16 protein-coding genes are annotated in these 25,234 nt (G+C 48.6%); all 16 read left to right on the top strand.

Annotation, left to right across the window (positions count from 1 at the left end; translation table 11 throughout):
* Nucleotides 1-255: 255 nt before the first annotated feature.
* Entirely contained in the window at nucleotides 256-10,620 is a 10,365-nt protein-coding gene (locus tag ACO6VG_RS10215) for a VCBS domain-containing protein (RefSeq protein WP_422473744.1), read from the top strand.
* Between the two features lie 68 nt (nucleotides 10,621-10,688).
* Complete coding sequence (locus tag ACO6VG_RS10210) at nucleotides 10,689-12,872, top strand: type I secretion system permease/ATPase (RefSeq protein ID WP_422136816.1); 2,184 nt, start codon at nucleotides 10,689-10,691, stop codon at nucleotides 12,870-12,872.
* Nucleotides 12,869-14,194: an HlyD family type I secretion periplasmic adaptor subunit gene (locus ACO6VG_RS10205; RefSeq protein WP_422139834.1), complete on the top strand. Its 1,326-nt coding sequence runs from the start codon at nucleotides 12,869-12,871 to the stop codon at nucleotides 14,192-14,194. Before ACO6VG_RS10210 ends, ACO6VG_RS10205 begins: the two co-directional genes overlap by 4 nt.
* A 43-nt stretch (nucleotides 14,195-14,237) precedes the next feature.
* Nucleotides 14,238-15,557, top strand: coding sequence for a TolC family outer membrane protein (locus ACO6VG_RS10200; RefSeq protein ID WP_422136814.1), 1,320 nt, complete (start codon nucleotides 14,238-14,240; stop codon nucleotides 15,555-15,557).
* Nucleotides 15,558-15,737: 180 nt separating this feature from the next.
* Nucleotides 15,738-16,913: a hypothetical protein gene (locus ACO6VG_RS10195; RefSeq protein WP_422473742.1), complete on the top strand. Its 1,176-nt coding sequence runs from the start codon at nucleotides 15,738-15,740 to the stop codon at nucleotides 16,911-16,913.
* Between the two features lie 279 nt (nucleotides 16,914-17,192).
* Complete coding sequence (gene miaB, locus ACO6VG_RS10190; protein WP_422409675.1) at nucleotides 17,193-18,548, top strand: tRNA (N6-isopentenyl adenosine(37)-C2)-methylthiotransferase MiaB; 1,356 nt, start codon at nucleotides 17,193-17,195, stop codon at nucleotides 18,546-18,548.
* A 99-nt stretch (nucleotides 18,549-18,647) separates the two neighbouring features.
* On the top strand, nucleotides 18,648-18,890 hold the full coding sequence (locus ACO6VG_RS10185; protein ID WP_422139832.1) for a hypothetical protein: 243 nt from the start codon (nucleotides 18,648-18,650) through the stop codon (nucleotides 18,888-18,890).
* 121 nt (nucleotides 18,891-19,011) lie between these two features.
* Nucleotides 19,012-19,194: a hypothetical protein gene (locus tag ACO6VG_RS10180; protein WP_422139831.1), complete on the top strand. Its 183-nt coding sequence runs from the start codon at nucleotides 19,012-19,014 to the stop codon at nucleotides 19,192-19,194.
* A 574-nt stretch (nucleotides 19,195-19,768) separates the two neighbouring features.
* Nucleotides 19,769-20,029, top strand: coding sequence for a hypothetical protein (locus tag ACO6VG_RS10175; RefSeq protein ID WP_422473740.1), 261 nt, complete (start codon nucleotides 19,769-19,771; stop codon nucleotides 20,027-20,029).
* Between the two features lie 552 nt (nucleotides 20,030-20,581).
* On the top strand, nucleotides 20,582-20,689 hold the full coding sequence (locus ACO6VG_RS10170; RefSeq protein WP_422136811.1) for an AAA family ATPase: 108 nt from the start codon (nucleotides 20,582-20,584) through the stop codon (nucleotides 20,687-20,689).
* Nucleotides 20,661-21,113, top strand: coding sequence for an AAA family ATPase (locus ACO6VG_RS10165; protein ID WP_422136810.1), 453 nt, complete (start codon nucleotides 20,661-20,663; stop codon nucleotides 21,111-21,113). The genes ACO6VG_RS10170 and ACO6VG_RS10165 overlap by 29 nt, the downstream gene beginning before the upstream one ends.
* Before the next feature lie 565 nt (nucleotides 21,114-21,678).
* Nucleotides 21,679-21,933 (top strand): type II toxin-antitoxin system HigB family toxin, encoded by a 255-nt coding sequence (locus ACO6VG_RS10160; RefSeq protein WP_422136809.1) that lies wholly within the window; start codon nucleotides 21,679-21,681, stop codon nucleotides 21,931-21,933.
* A gap of 56 nt (nucleotides 21,934-21,989) precedes the next feature.
* Nucleotides 21,990-22,433: a helix-turn-helix domain-containing protein gene (locus tag ACO6VG_RS10155; RefSeq protein WP_422136808.1), complete on the top strand. Its 444-nt coding sequence runs from the start codon at nucleotides 21,990-21,992 to the stop codon at nucleotides 22,431-22,433.
* A gap of 312 nt (nucleotides 22,434-22,745) precedes the next feature.
* Nucleotides 22,746-23,483, top strand: coding sequence for a 4-hydroxy-tetrahydrodipicolinate reductase (gene dapB, locus ACO6VG_RS10150; protein WP_422136807.1), 738 nt, complete (start codon nucleotides 22,746-22,748; stop codon nucleotides 23,481-23,483).
* A 199-nt stretch (nucleotides 23,484-23,682) separates the two neighbouring features.
* Nucleotides 23,683-24,705: a PhoH family protein gene (locus tag ACO6VG_RS10145; protein ID WP_422136806.1), complete on the top strand. Its 1,023-nt coding sequence runs from the start codon at nucleotides 23,683-23,685 to the stop codon at nucleotides 24,703-24,705.
* A complete protein-coding gene (ybeY, locus tag ACO6VG_RS10140; RefSeq protein ID WP_422136805.1) occupies nucleotides 24,705-25,184 on the top strand; it encodes an rRNA maturation RNase YbeY in 480 nt (159 codons plus the stop codon). The genes ACO6VG_RS10145 and ybeY overlap by 1 nt, the downstream gene beginning before the upstream one ends.
* Nucleotides 25,185-25,234 lie beyond the last annotated feature (50 nt).

Below are 25,234 nucleotides of genomic sequence, written 5' to 3'. Positions count from 1 at the left end.
GGACTGGTTCTAACGCCTATGGTCATTTCGGGCATGTAATACTAAAGGCGGCTAGCATAGCACAGACTGGGCGACCATGAGCTAATGAAAACGGGGGTTTATTGGACTTTAGTAATTTTTCGATATCTAAACTATATTTCACTGTGGGCTGGTTATGGAACATGGTTTGTATTCGATATGTTTACAGTGTCGCAAATTTCGGGCCCGGTTTTCTATCTAGCTAACTCTGGTGAGCTTGAGTCCCTTGAATCAGGCATGCTGATTTCTGAGAGCACGATAATTTCAAGTCCCGATGAGCATCATGTGGTTCTTCAGGAAGAATCAGGATCCCCGATCTCTGTTTTAGTGAAAGACCTTCAACCTGTGGCTGACATCTTGCAGAATAATGCTGCTAATTCTGCAATAAACAGTGTCCACTCAGCCAATAGTTTGCCTGACAGTGGTTCAGATGAAACACTGCAAGCGACTGAAACAGCCAGAGAGCATAATGACCGTCGGGTTATGCATGTTATAGAGTTTGAAGACGGGCATCATAAGGCAGCAGCTATTGTGGAGCGCGTTAACCTTGAAGTGGAGGTTTCGAAAGGACAAGCTTCCGCTAATGATCAATCTGCACGAGACTACACCGGCGATTTAAATACAGACTCTGGCTCAGTTTCGCTATTTAATGAAAAATCTTTTTTAAATTCACGAAACGGGACCGTTGCTCCACAGATAGCAGGAAGGTCACCAGCATTATCCGAAAATGCTGCTTCGAGTAATTTACCTCTGACAATTGTCGGCAGTTTTGCTGGTCAAGTGATCGAAGATTCGCAGATCAGTGCTTATGGACAATTGGATTTAAAAAATGGGGAGGGCACTTTCCCCGCGCAAGTTTATCAGGGTAAATATGGTGTTCTGACCATTGAGGAAAGTGGTGCGTGGGGCTACACGCTGGATAACAGTGCATCTGATGTTCAGGGGCTGCATGATGGACAGCGTGTATCTGAGCATTTTGTCGTACATGCTCTAAATACAAACGGTGTTGATTTCTCCCGCGCGTTTACTGTTGAAGTTCAAGGCTCTAATGACTTGCCAGTCGTAAATGGTGGACATGCAGGCCATTCAGTTGAAGGTGTCAGTCAACCGACCACTGGCAGCATTACCTCTACCGATGTCGATACTGGCGACACTGCAACCTTCTCTACCACGATGACAGTAGCAGGGTTCGCACTGAATGCCGATGGCTCCTATTCTTTCGACCCAACCGATCCGGCTTACAACAGCTTGGCTCAGGGCGATTCGGAGAAAATCGTCATCCCGGTCACGGTGACTGACGCTAGCGGCGCTTCTGATACAAAAGCTCTGTTGATGACAATTAGCGGCACCAACGACGCCCCCGTGCTTGATCAGATACAGGCGCAAAGTGTAAAGAAAGATGGCAACCAACTTAGCGGACAGATCACTTCACAAGACCCGGATAACCATGCATCCGTCGCTTATTCAATCGCCACTCCGGTTGATGGCTTCACGCTCAGCAGAGATGGTCAGTATGCCTTTGACCCAGGCCATACCGCCTATCAGCCCCTTGTCGCCGGTCAGAATAAAACGCTGACTATCCCCATCACGGTTACGGATCAACACGGAGCCACCGATACCCGGAATCTGGTCATTACCGTACACGGTCAATCCAATGCTGCGGTGATTGCTGGAGCAGACTCCGGTAGTGTCACCGAGGACTCTTCATTACAAGTCACTGGTAGCCTGAGTATCACCGATAAGGATGCAGGGCAGGATCACTTCCAGGCAGGTATCTACACAGCAACCTGTGGCAACTTAAACCTCAACGCTAATGGTCACTGGGCTTATAATCTGGATAATGCCCATGCCAACGTTCAGGCGCTGGGGGCTGGCACAACGACCACCAACAGCCTGACCGATACAATCCAGATTCAGAGTGCAGATGGCACAACGCATGACATTGTTATCACCGTTAACGGTTCTAACGATGGCCCGGTGCTGAACGCCATTCCCGCCGCCTCTGCAACAGAAGGTGCCAGTCAGGCAACCATGGGAAGCATTACTTCCGTCGATGTTGATACGGACGACACTGCCACTTACTCCACCACAGCGACGGCGGCAGGGTTTACGCTGAAGGCCGATGGTACCTATTCTTTCGACCCAGCCGATCCGGCCTACGATGGTTTAGCTCAAGGCAATACGCAAAGAATCGTGATCCCGGTCACGGTGACTGACGGTAATGGCGCTACAGATACTAAAGCCTTGTTGATGACGGTTAGCGGTACCAACGACGCCCCCGTGCTTGATCAGATACAGGCACAAAGCGCAACGGAAGATGGCAGTCAACTTAGCGGGCAGATCACTTCGCAAGACCCGGATAACCACGCATCCGTCGCTTATTCAGTCGCTACTCCGGTTGATGGCTTCACGCTTAACAGGGATGGTCAATATACTTTTGATCCGGGCCATGCTGCTTACCAGTCCCTTGCGGCCAGTCAGGATAAAACGCTGAGTATCCCTATTACCGTTACGGATCAACATGGAGCCACCGACACACAGAATCTGGTCATTACTGTACATGGTCAATCGGATGCTGCGGTGATTGCTGGAGCAGACTTCGGTAGCGTCACCGAGGATTCTTCATTACAAGTCACTGGTAATCTGAGTATCACCGATAAGGATGCAGGGCAGGATCACTTCCAGACGGGTAACTACAAAGCAACCCATGGCAACTTGAACCTTAATGCTAATGGTCAGTGGGCTTACAATCTGGATAACGCCCATGCCGACGTTCAGGCGCTGGGGGTCGGCACCACGACCACCAACAGCCTGACCGACAGGATTCAGATTCAGAGTGCTGATGGCACAACCCATAATGTTGTTATCACCATTAACGGTTCTAACGATGACCCGGTACTGAATGCCATTTCCGCCGCCTCTGCAACAGAGGGTGGCAGCCAGCCGACCACGGGAAGCATTACTTCCGCCGATGTTGATACGGGTGACACTGCAACTTACTCCACCACAGCGACAGTGGCAGGGTTCATGCTGAAGGCCGATGGCACCTATTCTTTCGACCCAGCCGATCCGACCTACAATGGTCTGGCTCAAGGCGATACGCAAACAATCGTGATCCCGGTCACGGTGACTGACGGAAGTGCCGCTACAGATACTAAAGCCCTGGTAATAACCGTTAGCGGCACCAACGACGCCCCCGTGCTTGATCAAATACAGGCGCAAAGCGCTTCGGAAGATGGTAGCCCGCTCAGCGGGCAAGTCACTTCACAAGACCCGGATAACCATGCATCCGTCGCTTATTCAATCGGTACTCCGGTTGATGGCTTCATGCTCGGCAGCGATGGTCAATATACTTTTGATCCGGGCCATGCTGCCTACCAGTCCCTTGCGGCCGGTCAGGATAAAACGTTGACTATCCCCGTTACGGTTACGGATCAACATGGAGCCACAGATACCCGGAATCTGGTCATTACCGTATATGGTCAATCGGATGCTGCGGTGATTGCTGGAACAGACTCCGGTAGCGTCACCGAGGATTCTTCATTACAAGTCACTGGTAATCTGAGTATCACCGATAAGGATGCAGGGCAGGATCACTTCCAGACAGGTAACTATAAAGCAACCCATGGCACCTTGAACCTTAATGCTAATGGTCACTGGGCTTACAACCTGGATAACACCCACGCCGACGTTCAGGCGCTGGGCGCTGGCGCAACGACCACCAACAGCCTGACCGATACCATTCAGATTCAGAGCGCGGATGGCACAACCCATAATGTTGTTATCACCATTAACGGCTCTAACGATGGCCCGATACTGAATGCCATTTCTGCCGCCTTTGCAGCAGAAGGTGACAGCCAGCCGACCACGGGAAGCATTACTTCCGCTGATGTCGATACGGGCGACACTGCAACCTACTCCACCACTGCGGCGCTGGCAGGGTTTACATTGAATGCCGGTGGCACCTATTCTTTCGACCCAACAGATCCGGCCTACGATGGTTTAGCTCAGGGCGATGCGCAAAGAATCGTGATCCCCGTCACGGTGACTGACGGTAGTGGCGCTACTGATACTAAAGCCTTGGTGATGACGGTTAGCGGTACCAACGACGCCCCCGTTCTTGATCAGATACAGGCGCAAAGCGCGACAGAAGATGGCAGCCAGCTTGGCGGGCAGATCACTTCTCAAGACCCGGATAACCATGCATCCGTCGCTTATTCAATCGCTACTCCGGTTGATGGCTTCACGCTTAACAGGGATGGTCAATATACTTTTGATCCGGGCCATGCTGCCTACCAGTCCCTTGCGGCCGGTCAGGATAAAACGGTGACTATCCCCATTACGGCTTCGGATCAACATGGAGCCACTGATACCCGGAATCTGGTCATTACTGTGCACGGTCAATTGGACGCTGCGGTGATTGCCGGAGCAGACGCCGGTAGCGTCACCGAGGATTCTTCCCTACAAGTCACTGGTAGCCTGAGTATCACCGATAAGGATGCAGGGCAGGATCACTTCCAGGCAGGTAACTTCACAGCAACCCATGGCAACTTACATCTTGATGCCAATGGTCACTGGGCTTACAGCCTGGATAACACCCACGCCAACGTTCAGGCGCTGGGGGCTGGCGCAACAACCACCAACAGCCTGACCGATACCATTCAGATTCAGAGTGCGGATGGCACAACCCATAATATTGTTATCACCATTAACGGCTCTAACGATGGCCCGGTTCTGAATGCCATTTCCGCCGCCTCTGCAACCGAAGGTGACAGCCAGCTGACTACGGGAAGCATTACTTCCGCCGATGTCGATGCGGGCGACACTGCAACTTACTCAACCACTACGACGGTGGCAGGGTTTACACTGAATGCCAATGGCACCTACTCTTTCGACCCAGCCGATCCGGCCTACGATGGTCTAGCTCAAGGCGATACGCAAAGAATCGTGATCCCCGTCACGGTGACCGACGGCGGTGGCGCTACTGATACTAAAGCCTTGGTGATGACGCTTAGCGGTACCAACGACGCCCCTGTACTTGATCAGATACAGGCACAAAGCGCGACCGAAAACGGCAGTCAACTTAACGGACAGATCACTTCACAAGACCCGGATAACCATGCATCCGTGGTTTATTCAATCGCTACTCCGGTTGATGGCTTCATGCTCAGCAGGGATGGTCAATATACTTTTGATCCGGGCCATGCTGCCTACCAGTCTCTTGCGGCCGGTCAGGATCAAACGCTGGCTATCCCCATTACGGTTACGGATCAACACGGGGCCAGCGATACCCGGAACCTGGTCATTATCGTACACGGTCAATCCAATGCTGCGGTGATTGCCGGAGCAGACTCCGGTAGTGTCACCGAGGATTCTTCATTACAAGTCACTGGCATCCTGAGTATTACCGATAACGATGCAGGGCAGGATTACTTCCAGGCGGGTAACTACACAGCAACCCATGGCACACTACATCTTGATGGCAATGGTCACTGGGCTTACAACCTGGATAACACCCATGCCGACGTTCAGGCGTTGGGGGCTGGCACAACGACCACCAACAGCCTGACCGATAGTATCCCGATTCAGAGTGCTGACGGCACAACACATGATATTGTTATCACTATTAACGGTTCTAACGATGGCCCGGTACTGAATGCCATTTCCGCCGCCTCTGCAACAGAAGGTGACAGCCAGCTGACTACGGGAAGCATTACTTCCACTGATGCCGATACAGGCGACACTGCAACTTGCTCCACCACTATGACGGTGCCAGGGTTTACACTGAATGCCGATGGCACCTACTCTTTCGACCCAGCCGATCCGGCCTACGATGGTTTAGCTCAGGGCGATACACAAAAAATCGTGATCCCGGTCACGGTGACCGACGGTCTTGGCGTTACTGATACTAAAGCCTTGGTGATGACGGTTAGCGGTACCAACGACGCCCCTGTGCTTGATCAGATACAGGCACAAAACGCGACGGAAGATGGCAGTCAAGTGAGCGGACAAGTCACTTCACAGGACCCGGATAACCATGCATCCGTCGCTTATTCAGTCGCTACTCCGGTTGATGGCTTCACGCTCAGCAGGGATGGTCAATATACTTTTGATCCGGGCCATGCCGCGTACCAGTCCATTGCGGCCGGTCAGGATAAAACGCTGACTATCCCCATTACGGCTACGGATCAACATGGAGCCACTGATACCCGGAATCTGGTCATTACTGTACATGGTCAACCGGATGCTGCGGTGATTGCTGGAGCAGACTCCGGTAGCGTCACCGAGGATTCTTCATTACAAGTCACTGGTATCCTGAGTATTACCGATAAAGATGCCGGGGAGGATCAGTTTCAGACGGCTAACTACACTGCGACTCATGGCAACCTTGACCTTAATGCTAATGGTCATTGGGCTTACAACCTGGATAATTCCCATGCCGATGTACAGGCGCTGGGGGCTGGCACAACGACCACCAACAGCCTGACAGATACAATCCAGATTCAGAGTGCTGACGGCACAACACATAATATTGTTATCACCATTAACGGTTCTAACGATGGCCCGGTACTGAATGCCATTTCTGCCGCTTCTGCAATAGAAGGTGACAGCAAGCCGACCACGGGAAGCATTACTTCCGCTGATGTCGATACGGGTGACACTGCAACTTACTCCACCACAGCGACAGTGGCAGGGTTCACGCTGAAGACCGATGGCAGCTATTCTTTCGACCCAGCCGATCCGACCTACAATGGTTTAGCTCAAGGCGATACGCAAAGAATCGTGATCCCGGTCACGGTGGCTGACGGAAGTGGTGCTACTGATACTAAAGCCTTGATGATGACGGTTAGCGGCACCAACGACGCCCCCGTGCTTGATCAGATACAGGCACAAAGCGCGACGGAAGACGACAGCCCACTTAGCGGACAGATCACGTCAAAAGATCCGGATAACTATGCATCCGTCGCTTATTCAATCGCTACTCCGGTTGATGGCTTCATGCTCAGCAGGGATGGTCAATATACTTTTGATCCGGGCCATGCTGCCTACCAGTCTCTTGCGGCCGGTCAGGATAAAACAGTGACTATCCCCATTACGGCTACGGATCAACATGGAGCTACTGATACCCGGAATCTGGTCATTACTGTGCATGGTCAATCGGATGCTGCGGTGATTGCTGGAGCAGAGTCCGGTAGCGTCACCGAGGATTCTTTATTACAAGTCACTGGTAATCTGAGTATCAGCGATAAGGATGCAGGGCAGGATCACTTCCAGGCAGGTAACTACGCTGCAACCCATGGCAACTTAAATCTTGATGCTAATGGTCATTGGGCTTATAACCTGGACGAGACCCATGCCGACGTTCAGGCGCTGGGGGCTGGCGCAACGACCACTAACAGCCTGACCGACACAATCGAGATTCAGAGTGCGGATGGCACAACCCATAATATTGTTATCACCGTTAACGGTTCTAACGATGGCCCTGTACTGAACGCCATTTCCCCCGCCTCTGCAATAGAAGGTGACAGCCAGCCGACCACGGGAAGCATTACTTCCACCGATATCGATACGGGCGACACTGCAACTTACTCCAGCACTATGAAAGTGCCAGGGTTTACATTGAATGCCGATGGCAACTATTCTTTCGACCCGGCCGATCCGGCCTACGATGGTTTGGCTCAAGGCGATACGCAAAGAATCGTGATCCCGGTCATGGTGACTGACGGTAGTGGCGCTACTGACACTAAAGCCTTGATGATGACGGTTAGCGGCACCAATGACGCACCAGCACTCTCTTCAACAGTAGTGTTGCCTCCGGGTACAGAGGATCAGGTGGTTATCATAAAGGCTTCTGACCTTCTGGCTCACGCCACTGATGTGGATCACCGTGCTCAGCTTAGTATTCATAAGCTGTCAGCAGACCATGGTCGTATTACTGATAATTATAACGGCACATACACCTTCATCCCGACTGTAAATTACAACGGCCCGGTGCAATTTAGCTATGAGGTCAAGGACGAGCATCAATCCTCTGTCACCCAGACGGCTTCAATGAATCTGGCTGCTATTGATCATCCTTCGATAATATCCGGAAACCTTGTTGCCACTGTTGCCGAAGGTGACATCGGTGATATCACTAATGTCAGAGGCATGCTCACTGTTAGTGATGTTGATGCTGGTGATAATCCGGTTTTCCACAATGTGTCGCCCACTGCAACAACCTATGGTCATTTCACCATGGTTAATGGCTTGTGGACCTATCTGCTTGACCAGAGCAAGGTGCAGGAACTAAACCCGTCTGCTCCGGATGCCAGCAAGCGCCAGGCCGCAGACTCTTACACATTTACGGCCAGTGATGGCAATACTCAAACCGTTCATATCACCATCACGGGTAGCAATGATGAACCCACGGTTGCAACAGTTCCTCTAAGTGGTACTGAAGACACAGCCTATACCTTCAGTGCCAGTGACTTTGGCTTTCAGGATGTGGATGCGGGTGCAGTTTTGGATCATGTCACCATCACCCGGTTGCCTGCAGCCAATGAGGGCAAATTCCAGTTAAATGGTGCAGATGTGACTGTCGGCCAAAATATAGTGACCGGTGCTATCCCCAATTTGGTATTCATCCCTGCCGCCAATTTTAACGGCGATGTACATTTTACTTATACCGTTAACGATGGTACGGCAGATTCAGCCATAGCAACTGGCAACATCAGTGTTTCGAGTGTTGTTGATGCCGCTGCCATTTCAACCAGTGCCCCACCTGCAGGAGATGAAGATAAGGCCATCGCACTAAACCTGGTTATTGCATCACACGGTGATACCCTGGAAAGCATTACCCTCACAGGTTTTTTAGCCGGTACTCAGTTTTCATCAGGTCATAGCGATGGTTCCGGTGGGTGGGTAGTAAATGCGAGCGATGTCTCATCGTTGACTTTAACACCTCCAACGAATTATCAGGGCTCCATGCCGTTATACGTCACTGCAACGACGACTGATGGCACCCACTCTGTTACCTCTCCTCCCCAAGCTGTTTCGGTCATGGCCAACTCTGTAACTGATGCAGCATCAGTTGCTTTAAGTTTTTCCGCTGAGCAAAAAGTTATGACCTTTAGCAGTGCGGGAACCGGGGGGGTTCTGAACCAGGGCCAGCTTGATACACCAGACCCTATTACAAAGTTGGCCGTTGAGTTTAACATTATCGGTAGTCAGCAAGTTGCCACAAGTGCTCATCACGGCGCTACGTTTCTGAGTTATGGCGTCCCGGCAGATCCAAATGAGTTTTATGTCTGGAGACCAGATAACCTGACCATTGGAATAGGTCACCATGAATACGCTACCGGCATTGATACAACTGACGGAAATAGCCATCGCTACTCATTATTATGGGACTCAGTGACCGGTCACCTGGATGTTCTTGTCGATGGCCAGAGCGCTTACAGTCATGACCACATTGCAACAGGCTACCAGATCCCGGGGCACGGCGTTTTTGCTCTTGCCCAGGACCAGGATCATTATGCAGAAGAGTCGGGACCTGCTGCCACAGGAAACCATGGATTTAACCCTAACGATGCCTATCATGGTCAGATATTCAGTGTATCGATGGCTGCCAATGTTGATGTTGACAAAACTCTGCTGACTCATTCTCCCCTGGGCAAAGTAATATCAAAAAATGCAGGCCTGGTTTTTGATATACAGGCAGACTATTCTGGCATGCTTGTCGATGTGACAGGTCATCATCAGTTATCACAGGTCGGAGCATTGACCGAACAGAAGGTATCAGTCGATACGGATATCGCTACTCCCAATAGCTCTGCACTATTGCATTTACACCCAAAGATAACACCACCTGCTGATCCGCAAGACCGTATCAGCAAGATTGAACTCACAGGTTTTAATGTCGGAACGGTATTAAGTGATGGCCATGGTCACGCTCACACAATTACCCAAATGACAGAACATGTCGATGTTCAAAACTGGACAACCACCGACTTGACTGCACTGTTACCAGGTGGGAATGCGCAAAATATGAATATCCGGCTAGTCGTAACAACCTCCGGTGCAGGAGGTGATACGGTCAGTGAACATTCTGCGCCGTTGATAATGGATCCGACCCAGCCTTTACCAGCACCGCCGATTTCAAGCCATGAGCAGGCTCCGGGGAGTGAAAGCGCCGACATTAACGTTCAACATGATAGACAAGCAACTGAAGGACCTATACAGGTAAGCGTTTCTGATAATGAACCTCAAGTCAATCTGGAGGCGCTGCGTGATCAAAATCAACCCCGTACTCAGGGTGATATCGACAATGCCCGGATCATACGTGCCGAGGTCGTTCTTGAAGCAGCTACCGAAAATGAAGCCGAGGGCTCTTTACGGCGTCAGGTTGAGCAACATCTCAATGAACAACAAAGCGAGAACGCTGGAGAACAAACCATTTCCAATGAGCTAAAAAGCGAACCATCACAGCCGACTGATGAAAAACCCTTGGCAAGCAGTAACACAGAGACTACCCACGATGATGCAACCTCAGGGAGTTCAAGCTTTCACATAGAGAATCTGGTACCAAAGCCGGATGATAATTCCTTTCCACCGATTTAACGACACAACTGACAATCGGTGCAAACGCAGACAAGAACCGTTCCAAAACTCAATGTTTGGGAGAATAGATGACAGATCAGAGCAACACTGAAGCCACTGATCGATGGGATACAGGATCTCCCGAGCGGACACACTTTGATGCCTTGCTCGATAGCCTGGTTATCGTGACTAAGTTGTATGATAAACCAAGTACGGCGACTGCCTTAAGTGCAGGCTTGCCTTTGATTGAGAATAAACTCACCCTTGCTCTGTTACCACTGGCGGCTGAACGAGCCAGTTTGTCTGCGCGCTTATTGAATCGTGAACTCGACACAATACTTCCCGAAGTCTTGCCAGCTATTTTGTTGCTTCACAATGGCAATGCCTGCGTGCTGACCAAGCTCGACATTACAGCTGACGAAGCCACAATTATTCGCCCGGAAGCAGGTCTGGGCAAGGCTGAAATGCACCTTGATGAGCTGCGTCTGCTGTACACAGGGTTCTGTTTTTTTATTAAGCGTGAGTATAAATTTGATAAAGGCCGCCGCCTGATAACCGGTGAGGCGGGCAAACATTGGTTTTGGGACACCTTGCGACTGTCTTTCCCAATTTATCGTGATGTGATCATTGCCTCTGTTGTTATTAGTTTATTTGTACTCGCCACCCCCTTTTATGTCCGAAATATCTATGACCGGGTCGTCCCTGACTCAGCTTTTGATACCTTGTGGGCATTTTCAATTGGCGTCGCCATTATTTTTTTCTTCGATCTTTTGCTTAAATTGATTCGGACCTTTTTCCTGGATGTTGCAGGGAGAAAGTCGGATGTCATTCTTTCATCCAGAATTTTTGCTCATGTTCAGGCTTTGAAATTAGAACACCGACCCAGGTCAGTGGGTTCATTTGCCAGAATGGTGAGTGAATTTGAGAGTATTCGGGATTTTATTACCTCTGCAACACTTAGCACATTGGTTGATATACCTTTTGTCATTATTTTCCTGATCGCAATTTATATATTTAGTGGCTACCTCGTTATTGTCCCGATGGTTTCAATTTTTATTATTTTGGTCATTACACTGTTGATCCGTCGACCAGTTGATGAGGCTATCTCTCATAGCTATGGTGCATCCTCGGTAAAGAATGGGTTGCTGATTGAAACCCTTAATGGCCTGGAAACCGTTAAGAGTAATCGAATGGAGGGGTTAAATCAGCGAAAGTGGGAACAGAATATTGGCGAAGCTTCGTACTGGAGCAATCGCTCCCGGCTTTATTCAACCTTTGGTACGAGTACGTCTGGCTTTATCCAGCAAATGTCGACGGTTGCCGTACTCATTGTTGGTGTGTATAAAATTGCAAACCATGATCTGACCATGGGTGGGTTGATTGCGGCCAGTATGTTAACAGGGCGTGTAATTTCTCCAATGACCCATGTTGCAGGCTTAATCGCACGATGGGGGCAAACCAAAGTAGCTTACAAGGGTATTGCCGGTATTATGGCAATGCCTGTCGAACGGGAAGATGAAAAACAGTACCTTCAGTGCGACCTTACTGACGGTCATTATCAGCTTGAAAATGTTTCGTTAACCTTTCCTGAGCAAACTGTTCCTGTTATCAAAAGAGTGTCCATTAATATTCCTGCGGGAAGTCGATTGGCGGTAATTGGTCGCATTGGTTGCGGAAAAACCACTTTGCTTCGGCTCTTAATGGGACTTTATACGCCTACCGAAGGTGTCATTAAGCTCGACGGTATTGATATTCGTCAGCTTGATCCAAGTGACCTGCGCAAGATGATAGGCTCAGTTGAGCAACTGCCGACCCTGTTTTCTGGAACGATACGCGATAATATCGCCACGGGTACACCTTATGCTACCGATGCGCAGATTCTTAAAGCCGCAGAGATGGCAGGCGTCATCGAATTTACCGGGACGCACCCGGACGGCTTGAACCGAGAGTGCGGCGAGCAGGGGAGAATGCTCTCCGGAGGTCAACGACAGTGTGTGGCACTTGCTCGCGCTTTGCTCCGGGATCCTAAAATTCTGATCTTTGACGAGCCCACCAGTGCCCTTGATCAAGACTCGGAAAGAAAACTGATACAGCGCCTGAATCGACTGGCACCTGATAAAACCATCATTGTTTTTACACAACGGCTTGCCATATTGAGTTTACTTGATTCCATCGCGGTTATGGATGATGGCGAGATACTGATGAAAGGACAAAAGCGAAAAATTCTTGATCAGCTTGCGAGTCAATCTCCCGGCAGGATGAGGGCTGTATGAGTTTATCACGGTTAAAAGGCAAAGCATTCACTCAGGCCGATCTCGATTTTATCACTGACGCCTCTCAAGGTGAGTTAATGCGAACACCGTCTGCAGCCAGAGTGACGCTTTGGATAGTATTTGTGATGGTGTTGTTTTTGCTGGTTTGGGCCTATTTTGCCAACATCAATGAAATCGTTCGCGGCCAGGGCAAAGCGACCCCCATTAGCCGTACACAGGTCATTCAAAACCTCGAAGGCGGTACTATTAAAGCAATCCACGTCATTGAAGGGCAGTCGGTCATGCAGGGTGAGCTGCTCATGGAACTTGATCCAACGGTAGCGAGCGGGTCATTGACACAGTCGGTCGTGGAGACTTCATCGTTACTTGCAAAAGAAACGCGCCTTGCAGCAGAAGTTGCTGGTACTCACCCAGAATTTACCCCTGAACAAATTGCTACCCATAACACTTTTATAGATACACAGTTAAAGCTCTATAAGGTGAGACAGGATGAGCTTCATATGCAGCTTGATGACATCCATCTGAAAACAAGCAAGGCTCGCCAGGAACTTGTCTCAGCTCAACAGCAGGTGGAAGATCAGCAGCGACAGGTTGATTTGATCCAGCAGCAGCTCAAAATGAACGAGCCTCTACTTAAAATGGGTGCAGTATCTGAGTCTGTTGTGATTGACGTTAAACAAAGGCTCAGTCAGGCACAATCAGAGGTTAATAAAACAAACAACCAGATCCCAAAGCTGCAAGCAGAGATTCAGCGTCTTGAGAAAGAAGAAGGCAGTACTCTGTCGGGCTTCCGGGCGGAAGCTCAGGAACAGCTATCCGAAGTGCGAACTCGTCTTGGTATTGCACGTGGTAAAAAAACCGTCAACGAGGCAAGTGTTCAAAACACCGAGCTGCATTCGCCGGTTGATGGGGTAATTCAAAAATTGTATGTCACAACCATTGGTGGTGTCGCAAAACCAGGGGCTGAGCTTATCGATATTGTGCCAGTAGATGATGAGCTATTGGTTGAGGCTAAGGTAAAGCCTAAAGATATTGGTTTTGTGCAGCACGGCCAGCATGCAAAAGTGAAAATTTCGGCGTTTGATTTTGCTGTTTACGGTGGGCTGGATGGCAGAGTACAGACCATTTCCGCAGATTCCATTACTGACCCCCATGGCGATAGTTTTTACATCGTAAAAGTAAGAGTCGAAAAAGCTTACTTTGGCGAGGGTTACAGCCACCTGAATGTCATTCCTGGCATGCAGGCAACTGTCGACATCAGCGTGGCAGAACGCAGTGTATTGCAGTACATCATGAAGCCACTATTGAGAGCTTTAAAGTGATAATTGCAGTGGCGATTATGTGTTTATATTGGAGCTGATGACAATGAAGCCTGTATTACGCACCACACTAACAGTGCTTGGTATGCTTTGGTGCAACACGAATTGGGCACAAAGCCTTGAGCAAACGATTAATGATGCCATACAGACCAACCCGGATATGGCTGTAACCTTACAGTCTTACTTTGCATCGCAGGCTGAACTCGACATTGCCCAGGGAAGGTTTCTACCCAGTCTTGATTTAAGAGCTGATAGTGGGCGGGAAGATCAGGATCGAGCTAATGTTGGAGAAACCAATCAAACTCGCAAGCAGGCCAGGCTGAAATTATCAATCCCGCTATTTCGTGGTTTTGCCAATACCAGTGAATACTCGCGCGCTGACTTCAACATGCAGGCTCATTATCATCAGACACTGGCACAAGCTGAATCACTCGCTTTACAGGTGGCGCAGGTTTATACCCATGTAATGAATGCTCAAGAGGTACTGCGTTTGTCGCAAGAAAACCTGGAGCAACATCTCGAAACTTACGATATGGTCGCTGCACGCAAGCGACAAGGCATATCGGATAAATCTGATCTTACGCAAATCAAAGGACGTATTGCCAGAGTCAGAGCCAATATACTAGCTGCCCGTAACAACCTGGCTGATGCTGAAACTTTATACAAGCAACTCACTGGTGACTATCCCGGTGACTTTATCCGTCCGGAGGTCGATCAGTCTTATTTACCTGAAAGCCAGGATCGAGCCATTAAATTAGCACTTCAGAATAATCAGCTACTCATCGCCAGCAGACTCGATGTGAATGCTTCAACAGCTGATGTGAAAGGTGTTCAATCTGAAAACTATCCCAGCTTTGACTTAGTTGCAGATCGTAGTTGGAAAGATAATGTGTCTGGTTTTGATGGTCGGGAAGATGAATCGCGACTGCTTGTAGAAATGAACTGGAACCTCTACTCCGGGGGACAAAGCAGCTCCCGTTATCGTCGGGCTCTCTATCGGGAGGAAGCCTCCCGGATGCGTTCGAATAAGGTGTATCGCGAGGTTCAGGCCAATGCAGAATCATCTTGGGACGCTTTCGTGACACTAAAGCAATCACGCGTCCATTTACACGATTATGTAGAGCAATCCAGAGAGAGTACGGAGTTATATCTGGCGCAATTTAAGGCTGGCCATCGTACGTTATTGGATTTGCTTGATACTCAGAACGAGCTGTTTGAAGCGCGCAAGCAATACCTCGCTGCTGATTATCAGTACGTTTATGCCCAATACCGTGTTCTTGCGAGCATAAGCAATATCCTGGGTGCAATGCGAATCAATACTATACGGCCACTGTTGCAAAAAGGGCCAAAGAAGACGACTCCATAAGCAAGGAGCGTGTACCACCCAGGGCTCACTTGGGATGAAATACAACAGGTGTTAGCGACTGATTCCGATATTCCACAGCGGAATTTGACAGATTCGACAATCGTATCTAATTAAAATATGTGCTCCGCTTTCCTTCCAATATCTTGCCTGTTCATTCCTTAACATCTCCTAAGGCTCCTCATGAATACACGACTCCCACTGCTTATACCCATACTCCTGTCTCTTTTTATCCCTCCTGCTTTTGCCGACAAAGAGTGTTCCGACATTGACGCTCTTGGTCTGAAAGAGAAGCAGCAAAGATTGACTGATATGAAACAGCGCTTCATCGAAACCCTTAAACCCTGGAAACACCTGGATCATATTCGTAAAGAGGCCACCAACCCCTCGCAATTAGATGAAGCAGGGGATCTTGCCCTGCAAAGCATCCCTGAAATCATTCAAAAAAATTATCCGGAAGTGCCCAAAACCATTCAGGAAGATATTAGTCAGCAGATAGAAGAACTCGATAGGGTGGCAGACTGTTTCCACTTTGGTAAGCGAAACAAAGAGTCGCTGATGAAACTGCGTTACCGGAAGGTACAAGACACCGATAGCCCCTATATTGGCTTCCTGTTACCAAAGGAGCGGGATCAGCCCCGCAAAGCGGAAGTCACCAGCTCTTCATCCTGCCGGGATAAACACTGCGACTTCACCACAAAGAATGTCGATGACCTGGATAAAGATGTCATCCTGCTGGTTCATCGCCCTGCCCGACTCAGTACTCCGGTAACGCATACGAAACCCATTGTCGACCCCAACACCACTGCCACAGAGCGCCTGCCTGAACGTGATTATCTTCTGGAGCTCAACCTGGAACGGGTCGGCGAGTATTTCACCAAGCCTGAAATCTACATGCATCTGACCTACTACAATGGCGACCAGCCCATTCGTGAGGATACGATTGAAATCCCCTGGGCAAAAGAAAAAGGCGTCAATAAAGGCAAAACAGAACTGATTATCTGGATGAATGCAGACTCCGTACAGCTGACTCTGATGGAAAATGACTGGGAAATCCCCTTCAGACTGATCGGCAAAATCCTCAGCAAGGCTGTAGCCATTGGAATACAGCTGGCCAGCGCCAGTTATCCTGAAATAGGCCATATCAAGAGTGCTCTCGATACGCTCAATAATCGCTTCTCATCGGAAGAGACCGAATTCTATGATGCCTTGGGCAGAATGAATGCCGATGATCTCCTGGATACCGTTCGTCTGCAAAGAACCGACGTGCAAAGTTATGTCGTCATGAAAACCGGGGTTGTAAAAATGACACTGATGCCTGTCTACACCCCCAAAACAGGCTTGAAAGACGAACTATAGCCGAATGGTTATCACGTAGTCTCTGTATGGAGGGTCAGAAATATTGCTCACTACCTTACGGGGTCGACTGCCGTTATAATGGCGACTTTTTCACCAGCCAGATCAGTGATCGCTGATTTTGCTATTCTGAGTCACCTGAGGCCTGAACATGACAGCTTCAGGGTCTCAGACCATTATACAGCAGACAGGAATCCGGCTTTGGCGTCTGAAATAACCAAAACAGCCCTGAGCAAACAAACAGCCCTGAGCGAAAAGAATGTGAACCCAGAAAGCAAAAGTATGAGCGCAACAAAAAAGCTTTATATCAAAACCCACGGTTGCCAGATGAACGAGTACGACTCAGCTCGAATGGCTGACCTGCTCGGAGAAACCCATACTCTGGAGTTAACGGACAATCCGGAAGAAGCCGATGTTGTGTTGGTTAACACCTGCTCTGTGAGGGAAAAAGCCCAGGAAAAGCTGTTCCATCAACTGGGTCGCTGGAAAAAACTGAAAGAAGCCAATCCCGACCTGGTGATCGGTGTCGGAGGCTGCGTGGCCAGTCAGGAAGGGGAAGCTATCCGCAAGCGTGCGCCCCAGGTAGACGTAGTATTCGGACCACAAACCCTGCACCGCCTGCCAGAGATGATCGATGCCACCCAGAGCAACCATATCCCTGTGGTCGATGTCACCTTCCCGGAAATTGAAAAGTTTGACCGGCTGCCAGAGCCTTCTGTAGAAGGACCAACGGCCTTCGTTTCCATCATGGAAGGGTGCAGCAAATACTGTACATTCTGCATTGTTCCTTACACCCGTGGTGAAGAAGTCAGCCGCCCCATGGATGACGTAATTGCCGAGTGCGCCGGTCTGGCTGAGAAAGGGGTTCGGGAAATCAATCTGCTGGGGCAAAATGTAAATGCTTATCGTGGCGAAAAAGACGATGGTACTGTTTGTGATCTGGCTGAGCTGATCACCATAGTCGCTGCGATAGACGGCATTGACCGAATTCGTTTCACCACGTCTCACCCGAAAGAGTTCTCCCAGAGCCTGATCGATGTTTACGCTCAGGTACCGGAGCTTGTCAGCCACCTGCACCTTCCTGTGCAAGCCGGATCTGACCGAATTCTCTCCCTGATGAAACGTAACCACGAAGTTGAGATGTACCGGGACAAGATTCGCCAGTTGCGTGAACACCGCCCTGACCTGAGTCTCTCTTCAGACTTTATCGTGGGCTTCCCGGGTGAAACCGATGAAGATTTTGAAGACACCATGAACCTGATCAACGAGATCGGTTTCGATGCCTCGTTCAGCTTCATCTACAGCAAACGCCCCGGAACCCCGGCATCCGACATGCCCGACGACGTTCCTGAGTCCACCAAAAAGCAGCGACTGAAAATTCTGCAGGAGCGAATCAATCAACAGACCATGCAAATCAGTCGTCGTCTGGTAGGCAGCACCCAGAAAATTCTGGTAACGGGTTACTCCAAAAAAGACCCGGGCGAACTGAGTGGCCGGACAGAGTGCAATCGTGTGGTTAACTTCAAGTGTGCCGAACCTCGCCTGATTGGTCGATTTGCCGAGGTTGAGATTGTTGAGGCGTTCCCTCACAGTTTGCGTGGCAGCCTGATTGATTCTGAACTGGGTGTTGTTGCCTGACCCTTCGAACAGAGCGGCTGGTCTCAAGGTGAATGTTCCCCGCCCTGTCGAGGCTGTCGCAAAACTCTGCTTCCCGCCTTCACCCCCGTCATTCCCAACTTGATTCTCGTCATTCCCGATTTCATTCTCGTCATTCCCGCGAAGGCGGGAATCCACACTGACTCACCACCAGAACCATACTGCCCGGTGCTCCCCTGGCCTTGTCATCCCCGAGAAGGCAGAGATCCACCGTTGGCGCTGGATTCCCGCCTTCGCGGGAATGACGAACTCAGTGCATGGGAACGAGCTGTTGGAGTTTTGCGACACCCTCGATTGGGCGAGAGTTTACGACGATTTTGCTAAGTTTTGTAAGCTTTGGGAGTTAACACATAACTACCCAGAGCTATCGAGACCGACGCTCTCTGTACCCTCTCTCAAAGTCTGCTATGCTATTTTTCTCATTCATTTGATAGAGGAGTAAAGCATGAGCTTAAACGCTGAACAGCCGCCCGAAACCGAGCTTGACCCTATTCGGGACACCCTGACGGAGATTGTCAGCTACGCCAGTAAAACCCGTGCTGAAATGCACCAAGGGTTCGCTCAGATAAACAAACGTTTTGATCAGCAAGACAAACGTTTTGACCAGCAAGACAAACGTTTCGAATAGTTCAAACAAGAGACTCATGAACGCTTCGACAAAATAGAAGACACTCTCACCATCATCGTCAACCACATCAAGAAATAAGCCACAGCGGAAAAATTATAAATTAACCGGGAGCCTGAAGATCAGCACTCGCTAATAACAGGAGCCGCAAGTTATACGGCTTTGTTTTTGGATTTTTCTACAGGCTCGTTATGTGCTCAAAATACAACTATAATCTCGTGCGGCATGGTTGGTTCAAATGTAGGCCTTTGCTCCTGAAAAGCATGATTATCAAGAAATTGAGAGATTTCGCATACATATCTATCATTTATTGAGTTTCGTTAATTGCACGCAACATGCTTTCATTATGAGTTGGCTTTAGCGCATGAATACTAATCATTAGTACCGGATATAAGGAGTTTAATTTATCAAGAGCTTTATATGCGCCCTTTTTATTACAGGCATCTCGAATTTAGGGCACGCTTCATGTCTAGTATATAAGAGTTCCAACAGCTGGACGGCCATTGGTTACATTGGTTTAGATAACCAAACCATCTACAAGATTTCTGATAAATCACATAAAAATGTTTACGTTGACATGCTACAAAAGTTTGCTTTTGAGCTAACAAATAACTTGGGTTATAGTATTTTTTCAAAAATCTTCTACGAAACCCCACATCAAGAAAAAGTGATAGGTTATATTAGCGTTTTCAAAAATGTTATTTATGAAAACGCTAATAGTTGGAATGAGGTTGGTTTTATAGGTTGGGATCGTCGTACTATCTATAAAAATAGGGATAGTTGGGACATCACAGGGTATATCGGATTTGGTTGCGACGATGACGATGACGATGATTAGTAATTCTAAATTTTAAGTTAAAGTTCGGATGAATCATAACGAATAAGGATAGATTGCGCACAGCCGCAATCTTATCCGGTTGTTGAACAAGCCCGTATTTGACAGCCACTCAGTATGGTTTATGGGAAATAGCTTTTTCTCTGGCCGCCTTTATAACTGATGTGGGTTGGTTTTGACTTTTGTTAAGCTAAGCGTGCCCCCGCCCCAGCCATTAATTGAGCATTGTCGCAAAATTATGTATTCAGATTGTGCTGGCTCTCCTCTGTTGAGTGAATTTAAGCCCTTTTCTATTGGTCAGGTGTTTTTGGCAAAGTTCTTCGAACTTTTTTTTCGGTTGAATTCATGTTCAGTATTCCTGTTATTCAGACACATCAGAATTGATGTGGTATCAGGAATTATTAAACAATATTGAGAGTTTTTTTACCGCGTTAGCGGCTTGGTTCATCAAAGCGTTTAAGAGTGACTACCCACGCTTGCTGATTTCGCTTCGCTCAAATTATAGCAAGCTTGGGCAGCACCTTGACACAATGTTAGGCGCGACAGGAGGTTCATTTGGAAAATCTAATTGTTTTTACTGGCGGTCCAGGTTCAGGTAAAACATCTGTTATTAATCACTTGAAAGAACTCGGGTATGAGTGTGCCCCCCGAAGTCGGTCGTGAAGTAATTAAGAAGCAAGTAGAGTCTCAAGGTCTCGCGTTACCATGGTGTAACAAAGTGGCATTTCGTGACGAAATGGTGAGAGAGGAGATCATAAATTATGAGAGATATAGAATGATCAAAGACACAGTTTTCTTTGATCGATGTGTGATTGATTGTTACGGGTATAGTACGCTGGAGCAGTTGCCAGTATCAAATATGTTGCTCAGATATTGCATTGAGATTAGCTATCGTAAATCGGTTTTTTTGTTCCCACCTTGGGAATCAATATTCACTAATGATCTGGAACGAAAACAAGATTTCAACGAGGCTGTAGCTACGTACGAACACATGGTTGAAGCCTACTACAAATTCGGTTATGACTTAGTGGAAGTGCCAAAATGTTCTACCAAGAAACGGGCAGAATTTATCGTGAATAATGTGTAGCTAACAAGCGGCTGCATTTCGTTCCGGCCTGCGGCCTCCAACGGACTCGCTTCACTCGCCGATGAGCCGAGCGTTAGGTGCCACCACCTCTGAAACTTCTCATGAAATTGACAGTACGATTCCTGTGAGCCATCATTCTTGGCAGGAATCATTTGTCTATCATAGATTATGGGAGATTGGATTTTTTGCATCTGACACTCCCCGCCCTATCGGGCGAGGGTTCTTGATCGCTCAAGAACGTTTCTGTTTCATAGTTCGTTGCTCAGGGAACAGGCTTGGTTATCGCATAAAAGTTCCACAGTGAGAGCTTTTACGATGGCGAATCAACGGGGGCGCCTAGCCCCATGCTCCCCAAGTCTCACACAAACTCCACAGACTTAACATCCCGTCTGCCCGACGGTAGGTCTACAAGAGACAGGACAAAAGGTAGCAGTTTACCTACAAACACTCAACCGGAACGCTCTACGCGTTCCCGCCTTATATCCCCGCCCGCATTGGGCGAGGCTTTACGGCGAAACTGGTAATAAAGCGAAAACCATTCGATGACCTTGCTGTTCGGTTTCCAATGGATCGTGAACCTATCTTGAGAACGTACAGGTTGCTTGACAGTATGAAGTGTAAACCAAACAACTCTCAAGAGCTTAAGAACCTGTTCCCAAGCTTAGATAGATTCAAGTACGTGGAAGATTGGTGGGTTATTAATATTGGTGGTAACAAATATCGAACTGTACTCGGAATTAATTTCAGATCGGGTAGAGTTTTTGTGAAATTTGTTGGGACTCATAAAGAGTATGAAAAATTTACGAATGAGTATAGATGATATAGCTAGTGCGGAAGCTTGAGCTCCCACCAAAACATGCAAAAAGTGAATTGACAATGTTAGTAGCACTTGAAAATAGAGAGAATACGATGACTATATATGAACAAATGAGAGAGTTTGTAGCGTCAGTATCTCATGAAGCTAAAACGAGCTTCGGATTTTCTTTGCCTCTATCATCAGAAGCAGATTACAACAAAGCTTGTGATTTAATAGAGGAACTTGACTCAAAAAAGGGTACTGATAAAGAAGTTGATTTTATTTATCATTTCATGAAAATGTGGGAAGACAAAAATCTTCAAGCATTGCCTGAAGCCAGAGGAATAGATTTTCTATTACATTTGATGGAGGTAAACAATCTATCACAATATGATTTACCTGAAATTGGTAAGCAACCATATGTATCAAGAATAATTTCAGGAAAAGCAACGCTTAAATTACATCACATAGATAGATTAAGTGATAGATTTAATGTTCCTAGATCTATGTTTCTAGATGATTGAGACCACTCCCAATATAATTAGCTCCAGCACCTAACGAATATGGATAGATTGCGCGTAGCCGCAATCTTATCCGGTTGTTGAACAAGCCCGGATTTGACAGCCACTCAGTACGGTTTGTAGGAAATGGCTTTTTCTCTGGCTGCCTTCCCCTCTGTGTCAGAATAGATGTCGCCCTATTTTCTTTTCTCGCAGGTTCGCTGGTCGACCATTGACAGCTCCACCTGATCCGTTACAGTGTCGTCACTCACCTGCATGCCAAAACCCGTTAGTTGGCATTTCCCATAACATCAGACAATTACCACGGAGCACACCATGTCAGTTTTGAGAATCGCTGTGAACGGAGCCAAAGGCAAAATGGGACAGACAGTGGTTGAGTTTGTCCAAAAACACAGCCGTCTGGAACTGGCCGCATCCATCGACCTGGGCGATGACCTGGCAGCGGAAGTGAAAAACAACGACGCCGATATTGTCGTTGACTTTACCCGTCCGGAAATTCGTATGGAAACTGTGAAGAACACTCTGTTCTCTGGTGCTTCAGCGGTAGTCGGTACCACCGGCTTTACGCCTGAAGACCTGGAGAGCATTCGGAGCTGGGTCAGGGAAACCGGCAAAGGCTGCTTTATTGCACCTAATTTCATCGTGGGTAACGTGCTGATGCAGCAGTTTGCCAGGCAGGCCGCCCGTTATTATGAATACGCCGAAATCATTGAGTACCATCACCAGCAAAAAGTGGACTTCCCATCGGGTACCGCAGTAAAAACAGCCGAACTGATGAGCGAAGAGCGCGAGAAGTTCAATATTGGTACCCATGATCAGGTTGCCAACATTGAAGGCTCGCGGGGTGGTGATTACAGGGGAATAAAGCTTCACGCAGTCCGTATGCCAGGCTTTGTAGCCTCTCAGGAAGTGATTCTGGGCGACACTGGTCAGTACCTGACCATCCGTCATGATTCCATTGAACGAACAAGCTACATGCCAGGCATTCTTATGGCCAGTGAGTACATCCACGACAAGGCTGAACTGGTATACGGGCTGGAACATATTCTCTGATCGCAGAGAATGAATGGATTAAACAGATGACATTGTTAAAACCTACGGTAAAATCCTATTTTTCAGCAGTCTGATTCACTCATTTTTGCCCGCTGCGAGTGCACAGCAAAATACACTCATAGCGAATAAAATACGGCAAGAATCGGACTGCAGTATATGCTTAACCAATATAAATCGCAGTAAGAGCTGAATTCTCGACTTGAATACCCAGATCCAGGCAACACCGACAAAAAGTGCAGGTATAACCTGTCAGTTTCTTCTCGAACCGGACGATCCCCATCGATTCGCAGAGCTCTGCGGACAATTCAATCAGCACCTGAAACAGATAGAACAGCGCCTTGGCGTTGATATCCGTTATCGTGGCAACCAGTTCACGATCAGGGGTGAGGATCGGAGTGCCCAGGCTGCTTCGGAGATACTCAAGCGTCTATACCGGGAGACCGGAAAAACAGAACACCTGACGGCTGAGACAGTGCACCTCTATCTTCAGGAGTCAGCTGTTGAATGGGTCCACGAAGCCAGATCCGACAATCTGATCACTCTGCGCACCCGCAAGGGCACAGTCACTCCAAGAGGTGAAAACCAGCAGAAATATGTTCGTTCCATTCTTACTCACGATATCAACTTTGGTATTGGCCCGGCTGGCACCGGTAAAACCTATCTGGCTGTTGCTGCTGCCGTTCAGGCTCTGGAAGAAGAGGAAATCCGTCGAATCCTGCTGGTAAGGCCCGCTGTGGAAGCCGGTGAAAAGCTGGGCTTTCTTCCGGGTGACCTGTCTCAAAAAATCGATCCTTATTTGCGTCCTCTCTACGATGCACTCTATGAAATGCTGGGCTTTGAGCGAGTCGACAAACTGATCGAGAAAAATGTGATCGAGGTTGCCCCTCTCGCTTACATGCGTGGCCGTACTCTTAATAACTCTTACATCATCCTTGATGAAGCCCAGAACACGACGCCGGAACAGATGAAAATGTTCCTGACCCGCATCGGTTTTGGCTCAACCGCCGTCATTACCGGTGACATTACCCAGGTCGACCTGCCCAGGGGCACCCGCTCTGGTCTGGCTCATGCCATTGATGTTCTCAAAGGTGTCGACGGTATTGGCTTCAACTGGTTTAACGCCAAGGACGTTGTCCGTCACCCGATTGTCCAGAGAATTGTGCGGGCTTACGATCGCTTTGATCAGTTAAGTCAGAACAAATCTGTTGCAGGGGTTCAGTAATGTCTGCAGACGTCCATGTCGACGTACAGATAGCCAGCGGGAGTTCCGAAATACCCTCGCAATCGGATCTGCACAAATGGGCAGCTGCAGCAGTTGGCAATCATCGCGAAGAAGCCGAAATCAGTCTGCGTATTGTTGACAGTGAGGAAGGTGCAGAACTCAACCGGCAATGGCGCCAAAAAGACGGTCCCACCAACGTTCTGTCTTTTCCCTCTGACCTGCCGGAAGAACTCAACCTGCCGCTTTTGGGCGATCTGGTTGTCTGTTCACCTGTGGTTGAACGTGAGGCCAGGGAACAGGAAAAAACCCTTCAGGCACACTGGGCTCATATGATGGTTCATGGCACACTGCACTTGCTGGGTTATGACCATATCGAAGAAGACGAAGCCGAGGCGATGGAATCTCTGGAAACAGCGATTCTCCAAAGCCTTGGTTTTCCTGATCCGTACCAGTCTGAAAAGGGCGGATCATCATCATAGGAGAGGCTGGCCGAATCATGCAGATGATGCCATGAGAAGGCCTTCACGGT

This window comes from Endozoicomonas sp. ALB032 (assembly GCF_049310125.1).
GTDB lineage: Bacteria > Pseudomonadota > Gammaproteobacteria > Pseudomonadales > Endozoicomonadaceae > Endozoicomonas_A.
The sequence above is the reverse complement of the archived record's forward strand: the minus strand, read 5'-3'. Positions and strand labels throughout refer to the sequence as shown.